At 69.3% G+C, this 12,479-nt stretch carries 12 protein-coding genes; 11 read left to right on the top strand and 1 reads right to left on the bottom strand.

Translation table 11 applies throughout. The features are described from left to right. Window positions 1–20: 20 nt before the first annotated feature. The 11 genes from ACIBX3_RS20605 to ACIBX3_RS20555 all read left to right on the top strand — a co-directional run bounded on the left by ACIBX3_RS20605 (window position 21) and on the right by ACIBX3_RS20555 (window position 11,241). Complete coding sequence (locus tag ACIBX3_RS20605) at window positions 21–326, top strand: hypothetical protein (RefSeq protein ID WP_397119182.1); 306 nt, start codon at window positions 21–23, stop codon at window positions 324–326. After that, window positions 323–1,423, top strand: a complete 1,101-nt coding sequence (locus ACIBX3_RS20600; protein ID WP_397119180.1) for a winged helix DNA-binding domain-containing protein — start codon at window positions 323–325, stop codon at window positions 1,421–1,423. The genes ACIBX3_RS20605 and ACIBX3_RS20600 overlap by 4 nt, the downstream gene beginning before the upstream one ends. 94 nt (window positions 1,424–1,517) lie before the next feature. Then, window positions 1,518–1,673, top strand: a complete 156-nt coding sequence (locus ACIBX3_RS20595; RefSeq protein ID WP_397119178.1) for an aldo/keto reductase — start codon at window positions 1,518–1,520, stop codon at window positions 1,671–1,673. Window positions 1,674–1,804: 131 nt separating this feature from the next. After that, window positions 1,805–2,185 carry an SDR family oxidoreductase gene (locus ACIBX3_RS20590; RefSeq protein WP_397119176.1) on the top strand — a complete coding sequence of 127 codons (381 nt, stop codon included), beginning with the start codon at window positions 1,805–1,807 and terminating at the stop codon, window positions 2,183–2,185. A gap of 243 nt (window positions 2,186–2,428) precedes the next feature. After that, the gene (locus ACIBX3_RS20585; protein WP_397119174.1) at window positions 2,429–3,448 is read left to right on the top strand and encodes a protein kinase family protein; all 1,020 of its coding nucleotides are present in this window, start codon (window positions 2,429–2,431) and stop codon (window positions 3,446–3,448) included. Window positions 3,449–3,930: 482 nt separating this feature from the next. Then, window positions 3,931–4,926, top strand: coding sequence for an ornithine cyclodeaminase family protein (locus ACIBX3_RS20580; protein ID WP_397119172.1), 996 nt, complete (start codon window positions 3,931–3,933; stop codon window positions 4,924–4,926). A 120-nt stretch (window positions 4,927–5,046) separates the two neighbouring features. Beyond that, entirely contained in the window at window positions 5,047–5,943 is an 897-nt protein-coding gene (locus tag ACIBX3_RS20575; RefSeq protein ID WP_397119170.1) for a LysR substrate-binding domain-containing protein, read from the top strand. 389 nt (window positions 5,944–6,332) lie between these two features. Further along, window positions 6,333–6,536 carry a hypothetical protein gene (locus tag ACIBX3_RS20570; RefSeq protein ID WP_397119168.1) on the top strand — a complete coding sequence of 68 codons (204 nt, stop codon included), beginning with the start codon at window positions 6,333–6,335 and terminating at the stop codon, window positions 6,534–6,536. 103 nt (window positions 6,537–6,639) lie between these two features. Continuing rightward, entirely contained in the window at window positions 6,640–7,335 is a 696-nt protein-coding gene (locus ACIBX3_RS20565) for a MerR family transcriptional regulator (protein ID WP_397119166.1), read from the top strand. Between the two features lie 174 nt (window positions 7,336–7,509). Continuing rightward, on the top strand, window positions 7,510–10,251 hold the full coding sequence (locus tag ACIBX3_RS20560) for an ATP-binding protein (protein WP_397119164.1): 2,742 nt from the start codon (window positions 7,510–7,512) through the stop codon (window positions 10,249–10,251). Between the two features lie 99 nt (window positions 10,252–10,350). Next, window positions 10,351–11,241, top strand: coding sequence for an alpha/beta hydrolase family protein (locus ACIBX3_RS20555; protein ID WP_397119162.1), 891 nt, complete (start codon window positions 10,351–10,353; stop codon window positions 11,239–11,241). A 540-nt stretch (window positions 11,242–11,781) separates the two neighbouring features. Here the strand turns inward: ACIBX3_RS20555 and ACIBX3_RS20550 are convergent. Then, window positions 11,782–12,144, bottom strand: coding sequence for a hypothetical protein (locus ACIBX3_RS20550; RefSeq protein ID WP_397119160.1), 363 nt, complete (start codon window positions 12,142–12,144; stop codon window positions 11,782–11,784). Window positions 12,145–12,479: the final 335 nt, after the last annotated feature.

The following is a 12,479-nucleotide window of genomic DNA, read 5'->3' as shown; positions in this document are numbered from 1 at the left end:
CACCCGGCGAGGAGCCAGCCATGAAGATGCGACCGCCGGGCCGTACCGGCATCCAGGTCAGCCCCTACTGCCTGGGCACCATGACGCTGGTGTGGAGCCCGCTGGCGATGGGCCTGCTCACCGGCCGCTACCGCAAGGGCCGGCCCAAGGCACAAGACAACATGATGCACTGGGTGCCACGCCACCTGACCGGCGTACGCGAACTCGACGCCGTCGAGCAGCTCATCCCGCTGGCCGGAACCGGCCTCGGCCCGCTCGACGTGTCCTACACCCTCACCCGAGAACCGCTACGCCGGCGGTCGGCCGAGGAACGCGCCGCGGCATGACGGTTCTGGACATCCGGGCGCTCAACCGCGCGACGCTGGCCCGGCAGTTGCTGCTCAACCGCGCCGACCTGCCGGTCCTCGACACCGTCGCGCACCTGTGCGGCCTGCAAGCCCAAGAACCGCAGGAACCGTTCGTCGGCCTCTGGGCGCGGGTGCGGGCCTTCGATCCGGCTCTGCTCTCGGACCTGCTGGTACGGCGGAGCGTGGTCCGTACCCACCTCATGCGCCGAACCGTGCACCTCATGGCCGCCGACGATGTCCTGGCCTGGCGGGCCCGCCACGACGTCATGCTGCGTCAGCGGGTGCTTGGTACCTACCGCCGCGAACTCGACGGGGTCGACCTCGACGAGCTCGCGGCAGCGGGCCTCGCGGTGATGGCCGACGGCGAGCCGCGCTCGATGTCCCAGCTCGCGCGGGCGGTCGCCGGCCGCTGGCCGGAACCTGGGCCGCGGCCACTGGGCGAGATGCTGGTCGCGGCCCTCATCCCGATGGTGCAGCTGCCGCCGCGCGGGCTGTGGCGCACGAAGGGCGGAGTGCGCAACGTCCTGCTCTCCTCCTGGCTGGGCCGCGAGATCGACCCACCGGCCACCGACGACGCCGATCCTGTCGGCCAAGCCCTGGTACGCCGCTACCTTGCCGCCTACGGTCCCGCCGCCACCGCCGACCTGCGCGCCTGGTGCGGACTGGCCGGACTGCCCGTCGCGGTCTCCGAAATCCGCGAAGAACTGATCAGCTTTCGCGACACACGCGGCCGGGAACTACTGGATCTGCCCGACGCGCCACGCCCCGACCCCGGCACACCGGCCCCGGTACGGTTCCTGCCCGCCTTCGACAACGCGATCCTCGGCTACCACGACCGCAGCCGCATTATCGACGACGCCTACCGCGGCCTGTCGGTCGCGGGCGAACGTGTCGTCCTGGTGGACGGCCGGGTCGCCGCGACCTGGACCGTCGCGGCCGACACCGTGGTCATCACCCCGCTCCGCCCCTTCTCACGGGCCGACCGTACCGCCGTAGTCGTGGAGGGACGGGCGCTGGCGTCATTCCTGTCCGACAACGACAGCGACCGCGTGCGGATCGCTTCATCGCCTCACTGAGCGACACACGGTGGCGATCCGCGTACGGAGCCACCAGGCCGGTGATGAGCTAGGCGAACTCGCGGTCTCCGCGCAGAGCCTGGGGTGCATGGGCATGAGCCACGGGTACGGCGCCGCGGACGACGCGCAGTCGATCGCGACGCTGCGCCACGCCCTTGACCTCGGGGTGACCTTCCTGGACACCGCCGACTTCTACGGCGGCGGGCACAACGAGCAGCTGATCGGGCGGGCCATCGCCGGGCGCCGCTGACGAGGTGGTGCTGGCCACGAAGTTCGGCTTCGCCAACCGCTTGGGCGAGCCCGTCCGGATCGGCGGCGACGCCGCCTACGTGCGGCAGGCGTGCGAGGCGTCGCTCCGTCAACCTCGTCGCCCCTCTCGTATTGTGCCGGGAATTCGTCGGCAGCCATATCGCGGACGGCAGCAAGGCTTCGATCGTGAACGTGGCGTCGGTCAGCGGCAGAATGGGGAGCCCGGACCCGTCGTATGCGGCATCCAAAGGAGGCCTGATCGCCATGACGAAGGGCCTTGGCCGCGTATACGCATCTCACGGCATCAGGATCAACGCGGTGGCGCCAGGAGTCATCGACACCGACATGGCTCGGCTGATTCCTGCGGAGCGCCGTGAACAGTATCTCAGCACGATTTCCAGCGGCCGGTTCGGCGCCGTTCAGGAAGTGGCCACCACTGTGGCGTTCCTGCTCAGCGACGAATCGTCATACATGACCCGAACCGTCTTGGATGTCAACGGCGGCCTCTGGTAGCGACTCTTTGAAATCGCACCGCTTTTCCGACTGCAGCCGATCTGGTGCGGCAGAGGACCTGGCGAACAGGGGCGCCCCGGCACCCGCACAGCGGCCTTCCATGCAGCGGGACACGGGTAAGGTCAGTCATATTTGCGATCATCGACGCCTCGGCAAGACTGCCTGGAGCCGTAAATGCGCCATCTGGACCTGCTGCACGCGGCACGCCTAGCCGCCTACCAGGCCGTTTCCACTCACCTGTCCATGCTGAGCGACCACCAGATCATCGACCTCGTGACCGCGGCCACGCCTCACGGCTCCGGTATCGGCGGCAGATCGGCAGAGTTGGACATTGACGGGAAGCGGGTGTTCGTCAAGCGGGTTCCGCTGACGGACCTCGAAACGCGACCGGAGCACGTCCGATCAACGGCCAACCTCTTCGGCCTGCCCACCTTCTACCAGTACGGCATCGGCTCAGCCGGATTCGGGGCCTGGCGCGAACTGGCAACCCACACCATGACCACCAACTGGGTCCTCGGCGACATCTATGAGGGTTTCCCCCTGATGTACCACTGGCGGGTGATACCCGACTCGCCTCCGGTGGGCTTCGCCGACGAATTGGGAGGCATCGACGGAGCGGTCACGCACTGGGAGGGCTCCCCGGCGGTGCGCGAACGGCTGAAGTCCATCAGCCGCTCCTCGCTCAGCTTGGTCCTCTTCCTGGAACACATCCCCCACACGCTGGCCGCCTGGTTGGCCGGCCACCAGGACAGTGACGCAGATGCCTCACCGTACGCATGGGCAGAGCAAGCTCTTGCCCGCGGGGCCGCCTTCATGAGCTCCAACGGGCTCGTCCACTTCGACGCCCATTTCCGTAACGTCTTGACCGACGGCCGCTTGCTCTACTTCGCAGACTTCGGGCTCGCGCTATCTTCTCGGTTCGACCTCTCTGCGGCCGAGGCAGCTTTCCTGTCTGATCACCTCGCCTACGATCGTCACTACACCGCGAGCCATCTGCTCCGCCACCACCTGCCCGGCGAGGTGCGCAATGGCGCCCAGCACGAGGCCTTCCTACGCGACTGGATCGCGGGCAGCACCACGCGCGAGCACCTCCCACCCGCGATCGCCGCGATCATCGACCGGCACGCCAGGACCGCCCTCATCCTGAGCGGCTTCCACCGTCGGCTTGTCACCGAGACCAAACGGACGCCGTATCCGGTCGACGAACTTCAGCGAGCAACGGCAGACGCTTCGCCGCGTCAAGCACACACATACGGCACCTGATCGACGCACCAGGACGGAACCCGTCGCATGACCGGATGGCCGCGGCGGCGCAGGTGCACTCCGCAGGAGGGGTGAGATCCACCGCACCACCCGGATCGCCACCGTCCGGCTCAACACCCGGGCTGGGCCCTGGGGCTGGGGCCGTCCTTCTTCCAAACTCCGCTCACACCGCCGTCGTTTTTCGTACACCGTTTGAGGAACGGAGCACGTAGGGCGTTCGGCATCCAGTGCTGTCCTGGCCGTCTGTCGCCTCGTGCCGGCGTGGGGCGGTGCGCGGCGCGCTACACCGAATTCGTCCTCTACACGATACGCAGAAGGCATCCAAAGCCCCAGCACGGCTTTAGCGATCTCGCGAGTACACCCTGATCGCGTAGTCACATTAGTTCTGTTCATGTGAGCCGCAAACTTTTCGGTTGAGTGGAATCGCTGCCTCTCCCAGAATCGAATGAACCGAAACCCCGACTGAACGCAAGGAGATCCACATGACCGGGACGGCGAGCAGGGCCGCCTTCGAGATCGTCAAGGGAGTTCGTGAGATTCTCACGCTCACCGAGGCCGAGGTCGAGGAGAACCTCGATCCCCAGGAGTTGCTGGACGGCCTGGAGGACGGATTTCGGGGGCTCGAACTGGGCGAGGTCCAGTCGCCTTTCCGGCCGGAGCTGACCGTTCCGGGCAGGGGCTTTTCCCTGGCTATGTCGGCCTGGCAACCGGGTTGGCAGATGTGCGTGAAAGTGGTGAACGTCTTCGACGGAAACCTCGATCTCGGGCTGCCCAACCACCTCGCCATGATCAACCTTTTCGATCCGGAGACCGGGGCGACGACTTGCGTCATGGATGGGACCTACATCACCGGGATTCGCACCGCGGCGTCCGCGGTGCTGTCCGCGCGGCTGCTGGCCCGGCGCGACGCGCGGGTCGCCACCATCGTCGGCGCGGGTGTCCAGGCTCGCGAGCACCTGCGACTGCTGCCCCTGATCCGGGAATTCGACCACATCAACGTGTGCTCGCTCCACGTCGCCGAGGCGGAGCGGCTGGCCGCTCGCGACGACATCGCCCACGCCTCGGCGGACCTGGAGGCCGCGGTGCGCGAATCGGACGTGGTTTGCCTGGCGACGCACGCGGCCGCACCAGTGATCGATCCGGGCTGGCTGAAGGCCGGCGCGCATGTGTCCTCCGTTGGGTACTTCCCGCCGGAGGGTGAGCTGCCCCACGAACTGGCGCAGCGGCATCGACTGTTCGTGGAGTCACTCGACGCCTTTGAACCGGTGCCGATCGGGTGCGCCGAACTCTCCACCGCCGATCCCAGCAAGGCCACGACGCTGGGTGCGGTCGTCCTGGACCCACGGGCGGGCAGGCGGGACGACCATGAGATCACCGTGTACAAGGCCATGGGGATCGGCATGGAGGACATGGTCGCGGCCAACCTCGTCTACCGTCGCGCGCTGCGCGACGGTGTCGGCGGGGTCATGGCGTGGTAGCGAGCGGAACGACGCCCGCATGCTCGAGGGCCACGTCGTCGAATCGCCGCGCAGACCCAGAGTGGCCGACGCCTATCTGGGCGGTATAACACATAAGCCCAACTAACGTAACGTTCATCCATGGAGCTGGATTCAGGGACACTGACAAAGCTTCGAGCCTTCGAGGCGGTCGGGCGTCATCTTAGTTTCGCCAAGGCAGCTCAGGAGCTATATGTCACCCCGGCCGCGCTCAGCCACCATGTGCGACATCTGGAGGAGGAGCTCGGAGTTCCGCTCATCACGCGCCTGCACCGGCGTATCGAGCTCACCCCGAGCGGAATGAGGCTCCTGCCCGAGTGCTCGCAGGCGCTCCAGATCCTCAGCCGCGCGGTTCGAGAGGTCAAACGGACCGACCAGCAGGAAACTCTCACGGTCAGCGTCGCCCCGTACTTCTCGGCGAGGTGGCTGACCCCGCGGCTGGGACGATTCTGGGCCCATCACCCGGACATCGACCTACGGCTGCACCACGCCTACCAGCCGGCCGACTTCCTCACCGACAATTTGGACGCGGGAATCAACTGGTGTCCGGGCGACTGGCCCAACGCCGAGAGCACTCTGGTGCTGCACGGCAGGCTCACGATCGTGTGCAGCCCCGGCTACCTCAAGCAGTTGCCTCCTGATCCCCACCCCCACGACCTGCTCGACCACAGGCTCATGTACGAGTTCAGCATCGAGCAACTGATCCGCTGGTTCGAAGCCTCCGGCGTCAAGGTCCCCGAACCGCCCAGAGCCGACCAGGTAGACGACTCGCACACGTTGCGCAGGCTCGCGTTGGACGGCCACGGCGCCGCCCTGTTCTTCTCCGGTCTGATCCATGATGACGTCCGGACCGGCCAACTCGTCCGCCCGTTCGACGTCGAGATCGATCCGGGCAGCGCGTACTACCTGACCAGGCCGAAGGACCGGCCGGCCGGGCGACGGCTGAAGCTCTTCACCGCATGGCTGATGAGCGAGATCGCCGCGAGCCCCTACGTGTGATCGCAGCGGCGTTCACCGCTCTACAGTGCGGCGACCATGGACGCACCTCACGATCCTCTCCTTCGCCTGGTATCCGCCTACCATGCTGCCCGGCCACCGTTGGTCACATCTCAGGCTGGACCGCTACCACGGCAGGAACTGGACCGGCTCTCCGGTGGCTGCGACGCCGCCGCGTAATGCCGCGCGCTTCGCCCATGTGTGGTGCGCCTACTGGTCGTGATCTTCCGTGTTCGCAGTGGCGCGAGTTTGCGTTCGAGCGCGCTCGAAGCCCTAGCGTTCCCGCCATGACGACACAGACCTGGATCATCACCGCGCGTCCCGCGGTTTCGGGCGCGCACTGGCGGAGTCGGCGCTCGCGGCGGGTGACCACGTGGTGACGGCGGTGCACCGTGCCCGAAAGCGTGGCCGACCTGGAGGCCGAGTACCCGGACAACTGCTTGATCGCGAAGGTCGACGCCCGGGACATCGCTGCGGCCGCCAACATCGCGCGGGACACCGGATCCGTGAGCTGCCCCTTTCCCTCACGGCGGTCGAGCACGGGTCTGGTCGACCTCGGCGGCATCGTGACCGGCGGCAGACAACCGGGCGGCTGACACTTTCGCCGACCATTGCCGGTCGCGACAGCGGCGCGAGCGCCGGCCCAGTGTCGCAAGGAGCCGTCTTCACTGACCACAAGAGGGAGCCCCGAGCGTGCGCATGGCTGCTCTGAGCGTGCAGACCGGGGTCTCGGTCCCCACGATCAAGTATTACCTGCGGGAGGGGCTGCTGCCTCCAGGACGGCCCGTAGGCCGCGACGAGGCCGAATACGACGCGGCGCACGTCCGCAGGCTCAAGCTCGTGTGCGCGCTCGTCGAGTACGGCGATCTCAGCATCGCGGTCATCCGTGACCTGATCGCGCACCTGGACGACCCGGACGTCAGCGGCACGGACCTGCTGGGCGTCGCTCCGCTCACCGTGACCGCGCAGGACGACCCGCCTCCGGGCCCCGACTGGGATGCGGCCGAGCGCATCGTGGACAACCTGCTGCGGCGCCGGGGGTGGAAGGACCTCGACCAGCACCCGGGGCGGCATGTCCTCATCGGGCTGGTGACCAGCCTCGCGGAGCTGGGCCGCGAGGACATGCTGGAAGTGTTCGACGACCACTCCGTGGCCGCCGAGCGAGTGGCCGAGGCCGACCTGCGGGTCGTCGGCGACCCGGCCGACCGGGAGCGTGCGCTGGAGATCGTGGTGCTCGGTGACACCGTCCTGGCCACGCTGCGCCGGCTCGCCCAGGCGCACATCTCCCAGGTCATCCACGGGCCGTCCCTTGAGGGTTCCCAGCAATCAGAGAAATCCAACGAACGTTCCTCTATGTCGGCGTACGGGTATTTGTGCAGACCCTCGTACGAGTAGTTAGGATCTGTCGCTGATCTTGTGACGTCGTCTTTCCGTAGCAGGATCCGCTGCCGGAGAAGATCCAAGAGCTTGCCATCGAACATGCGGGCTCGCGCCGGTATGGAGGGGGAATCACCGCTCCCTTCAGAACGTCTCTTTCAGCGGCGACATGCACGCGCAACACTGGATGGCGTGTCCCCGGCCCTGGACCCCGCCCGCGTACCCGTGCTGCGCGGCCGCGGCGAGGAGGAGAGCGCGCTGCTGCGGCTGCTCGACGACGCACGCGCCGGTCGCGGCGGGGCGCTGCTGCTGGCAGGCGCGCCGGGCATGGGCAAGACGGCGCTGCTCGACCTGGCCGCTGCTCGGGCGGCTCCCGGCCTCCGGGTCCTGCGGGTCTCGGGAGTGGAGTCGGAGTCGCGGGTGCCGTGCGCGGGGCTGCACGGGCTCCTGCGGCCGGTCGCCGCCTTCGTTTCGGCGTTGCCGGACGCACAGGCCCGCGCGCTGACGGCGGCGCTGGAATCCGGCGCGGGCGCCGACGGGCTCGCGCTGCCCGCCGCCGTACTCGGCCTGCTGTCCGCGGTTGCCGCCGACCATCCGGTGCTGGCCTGCGTGGACGACGTGGACCTGCTGGATCCGGCCAGCCGCGACGTGCTCGCGTTCGTGGCCAGACGGATGGCGGGCGAGTCGATCGCGCTGCTGTTCGCGGCCCGCGACGGGCAGCGGGCGCCGGAGGGGGTGCCGATCCGGGTGCTGAGCGGGCTTGACGAGGCGGCCGTCCGGGAGCTCGCCGGCGACCTGGCGCCCGAGCGGCTCGCGGACGACCTCCTGGCGGCGCTCGACCAGATCGCCCTGGGCAACCCCCTGGCGCTGGGCGAGCTCATCGCCTCCCTCACCGCCGACCAGCGCTCGGGCCTGGCCGCGCCGCCTGCCACCCTTCCCCGGACGGGCCGGCTGTGGCGCGCGCACGCGGCCCGCCTCGCCTCGCTCCCCGAGGAGGCTCGGCGCCTTCTGCTGCTGATCGCCGCCGCCCCCGGCCTCGACACCGCGACCCTGATCCGGGCCGCCCTGCCCGCGTGCGCGCTGGCCGTGCTGGAACCGGCCGAACGCTCGGGCATCCTGTCCTCCGTCGCGGACCGCTACGAGTTTCGCGACCCCGCCGTGCGGGCGGTGGCGTACCACGACGCGTCCCTGTCCGAGCGGCGCCGCGCCCACCGCCTGCTGGCGACGCTGCTGGAGGAGACGCAGCGGCTGCGGCGGGCCTGGCACCGCGCCTGGGCGCTCGACGGGCCCCCCGAGCGGCTGGGGGACGAACTGGCCGCGGCGGCGGCCGAAACCCGTTCGGACGGCGGCCACCCGGAGCCGTTCCTGGCGCTCGAACGGGCGGCCGAGCTCACGGGACGCGCTCCGGTCAAGGCAGAACGGCTGGCCGCCGCGGCCCGTCATGCGTGGATCTCGGGACACCCCCGAGTGGCCCGCTCCCTCCTGGCCCGGCTGCGCGCGCTCACCGCTCCGGAGGAGCTGCGCGGCCACGTACAGCTCCTCCGTGGCAGCCTGGAGCTTCTGGGCGGCGAGATCGGGAACGCCCGCGAGGAGCTGCTGGCGGCGGCGGGCCGGCTGCTCGACGGCCACCACCGGATGCTGGGGGTGCGCGCGCTCGTCAGGGCCGCCGACGCCAGCTACCGCGCGGGAGACAATCGGGCGTTCCTCGCGATCGCGCGCCAGGCCGCCACGCTGCGCCGCCCTGACGAGACGGTGCCCACGCAGCTCATGTTCGAGTATCTGGCCGGCATGGCCGCCACCTTCAGCGGCCTGCACCAGGAGGCCGCGGGCCCGCTCCGGCGCGTCGTCGGGCTGGCCGCGTCGGTCCACGATCCGGCCGTGCTCGTGTGGGCGTGCGTGGCCAGCATGCTGCTCGGCGAGGACACCACGGCGCACCGTCTGTCGGCCCGCGCCGTCGAGACCGCCCGCGCTCGCGGCGCCGCCTCGGCCATGCCGCAGCTGCTCGAGTACATGATCTACCCAGAGATCCGGACGGGACGCTACGCGTCCGTCGCGGAGACCGCGGCCAACGGACTGCGCCTGGCTCAGGAGACGGGGCAGCGCAACACGGCGGCCCAGCACCTGGCCTGGCTCGCGATCACGGCGGCCGTGGAGGGCGACCAGGAGACCTGCCGGGTACGCGCCGACGCCGCCATCGACCTGGCCGACGCCCACGACCTCGGCATCGCGGGCGCCATCGGCAACTGGGCGCTGGCCAACCTCGACCTGGCCGCGGGGCGCCCCGCCGACGCGGCCAACCGGCTGCGGGCCGAGCGGCGCAACAACCACGTCGTCATCCGGGTGCTGGCCACCCCGCACCTCATTGAGGCGTCCGCCCGTACCGGCGACCATGAGCAGGCCAGGTCGGCGCTGCGGGTGTTCGAGCGCTGGGTCGGCAGCACGCGCAGCCCGGACCTGCGCGCGCTGGTGGCCCGCTGCCGCGCGCTGCTGGCCGCGCCCGGCGAGAGCGAGGAGCTGTTCCGGGAGGCGCTCGACCTGCACGGGCAGGGTTTGTGCGAGTTCGAGGCGGCACGTACCCGGCTGCTCTACGGCAGCATGCTGCGCCGCGACCGCCGCCCGGGCACGGCCAGGAACCATCTGCACGCGGCGCTGGAGACGTTCGAACGGTACGGCGCCCGCCTGTGGACTGAGCAGGCCAGGACCGAGCTCCGCGCGTCCGGCGAGCCGGTACGCCCCGCGCCCGCGACCATGACGACCCAGCAGCTCACGGCCCAGCAACTGCGGATCGCCCGCCTGGTGGCCGAGGGCGCCACCAACAACGAGATCGCCGGGCAGCTCTTCCTCAGCCGCCGCACCGTCGAACACCACCTGAGGAACATCTTCAGCCGCCTCGGCGTCCGCTCCCGAGTCGAACTGGCAAGGCTCATGTCCTGAGCACGGAGACCGGTGATTTCACCGATGCACGGCTGACTGATCGTCCCAACAATGGCGACAGACAGCAGTCACCCCCCTACGAGCAGGGAGTATGACGACGTGCAGCTCTCCACCCCCCAGCGCGGCGCGCGAGCGTTGACCAAACTCGCCCTCACGGTCGCATTACTCGCCGCCGGCATCGCGACCGCCTCCCCCGCCCAGGCGGCCGGCCCGTACGAGCGCGGCCCCGCCCCCACCGACGCCATTCTCGAAGCGAGCCGCGGCCCGTTCGCGACCGCGCAGCAGAACGTCTCCTCGCTGAGCGTCAGCGACTTCGGCGGAGGCGTGATCTACTACCCGACCGACACCAGCCAGGGCACGTTCGGCGCGATCGCCATCTCACCCGGGTACTCGGCCAGTTGGTCCACCCTGTCCTGGCTCGGCCCACGCATCGCCTCGCACGGCTTCGTCGTGATCGGCATCGACACCAACTCGCGCTTCGACCAGCCCGACAGCCGCGGCCGACAGCTCCTGGCCGCGCTCGACTACCTGGTCGAGGAGAGCTCACTCACGATCCGCAACCGCATCGACCCCTCCCGGCTCGCGGTGGCAGGTCACTCGATGGGCGGCGGCGGCAGTCTGGAGGCCGCGAACAGCCGCCCGTCCCTGCAGGCCGCCGTGCCGTTCGCCCCTTGGCACGCCACGAAGACGTGGTCGGGCATCCGCGTCCCGACGATGATCATCGGTGGTGAGAACGACAGCGTCGCCTCGGTGTCCACGCACGCGGAGCGGTTCTACGAGAGCATCCCGGCCTCGTCGGAGAAGGCGTACCTGGAACTGGACGGCGCCAGCCACCTCTTCCCGCTGTCCACCAACACCACGATGGCCAAGTCGATGGTGTCCTGGCTGAAGCGCTGGGTCGACGACGACCTCCGCTACGACCCCTTCCTCTGTCCGCCGCCCAGCGGCCTCTCCATCGAGGAGTACCGCGACACCTGCCCGCACTCCTGACCCTCACCGCTGATGGCGGCCGCTCCCCGGCGGCCGCCATCGCTGCTCCGGCCCGAGCTCCAGAAGCCATCGGTACAGGTCGTCGCGCGTGACCCACCCCTCGTAGACCGAGTAGAGGACGAGGGGGCCGATCGCCGGTGTCGCCGCCCCGTCACGCCGGTCGCGAGCCGGCCGACGGTCGACACCGCGCCTGTCACCGACGACACGGCGACGTCTGGACGCTGGAAGCACAGAAACGACGATCGCGATATTGCTTGTCGTCGAAGAGGACCCAGGCGACGCTGTCGTGGTCCCGCACCGAGCTCGCCTTGTCGGATGAGGACAACGCGGGGTCGCCATGCCAGTAGGTGAGCGGGTGGCCTTGTGGCCGGCGCACCACTTCAGGAAGGTGTTCCACTGGCGTTCGTAGGCGCGGCGCGTGTGCGCGGGGACGCCGTCCTCGATGCGGGCGCGGGTGGACTCGCTGACAGTCAGGTCAGCGAGCGTCGCGGGGACGGAGCGGGCAGGTCGTGTCTGACGATCTCGGTTCCGTAGATCGCGTCAAACCTCGTCTTTCGCCCACGCCGGAATGTCCTGCTGCTCGATGATCTCTTGCACCAGCTTCGCGTGCGCATCCTCGGCCTGCTGCCGGGTCGACCAGTGCAAGCTCAGCACGTCTTCGCCGGACGACTCCGGATCGACACTGCCGTCCAGCGGATCGAAGAACACCAGCGACTCGAACAGCAGCGGCACCGGCCCGCCATCCGCATGGTCGCGCACCACGTGCGCCGTCGTGATCCGGAACGTGCCCTTACCCGTGATGACGGAGTCGTCGCCGATCGTCCGCCCGTCAGGTTCGGCGAGCAGCCGGGCCGCCTCCTCCTGGGAGATCAGATTGCCGTCGATGTCGTAGTAGCGGCTCAACGGGCCGCCCGGCCACTCTCATGACGCTCGCTCATGCTGGCCCGCTTTCGGGGGTGAATCACGGTAAATGATCATGGATTCCGACTCGCGATAAGTGACATTATCGCGAGTCAAGACAAGATTACGAGATGTCAAACCGAATCCTGAACGCGGCCCCGACCTACCCGCGGCGTGTCCGCTGCTGCCGCGCCTCCCACCGCCGCGCCGGCGCTTCTGCCTCCAACGACGCGAAGTCCGCGGATCCGATCCTCAGCCCAAATCTGCTACCAGGCCCCCCCTCCCCCCCGCGAACTCCATCCGCAAAACACCCGGCCCGCACCTACTGCACCATCGCC

The organism is Nonomuraea sp. NPDC049480, assembly GCF_044465905.1.
Taxonomy (GTDB): Bacteria; Actinomycetota; Actinomycetes; order Streptosporangiales; family Streptosporangiaceae; genus Nonomuraea.
Note: the sequence above shows the minus strand (reverse complement) of the source record. Positions and strands in the feature narration are given on the sequence as shown.

Excerpts from the sequence above, each read along its gene's own strand:
- ACIBX3_RS20605 (WP_397119182.1), top strand. The coding sequence starts at position 21 with ATGAAGATGCGACCGCCGGGCCGTACCGGCATCCAGGTCAGCCCCTAC.
- ACIBX3_RS20600 (WP_397119180.1), top strand. The coding sequence starts at position 323 with ATGACGGTTCTGGACATCCGGGCGCTCAACCGCGCGACGCTGGCCCGG.
- ACIBX3_RS20595 (WP_397119178.1), top strand. The coding sequence starts at position 1,518 with ATGAGCCACGGGTACGGCGCCGCGGACGACGCGCAGTCGATCGCGACG.
- ACIBX3_RS20585 (WP_397119174.1), top strand. The coding sequence starts at position 2,429 with ATGCTGAGCGACCACCAGATCATCGACCTCGTGACCGCGGCCACGCCT.
- ACIBX3_RS20580 (WP_397119172.1), top strand. The coding sequence starts at position 3,931 with ATGACCGGGACGGCGAGCAGGGCCGCCTTCGAGATCGTCAAGGGAGTT.
- ACIBX3_RS20575 (WP_397119170.1), top strand. The coding sequence starts at position 5,047 with ATGGAGCTGGATTCAGGGACACTGACAAAGCTTCGAGCCTTCGAGGCG.
- ACIBX3_RS20565 (WP_397119166.1), top strand. The coding sequence starts at position 6,640 with ATGGCTGCTCTGAGCGTGCAGACCGGGGTCTCGGTCCCCACGATCAAG.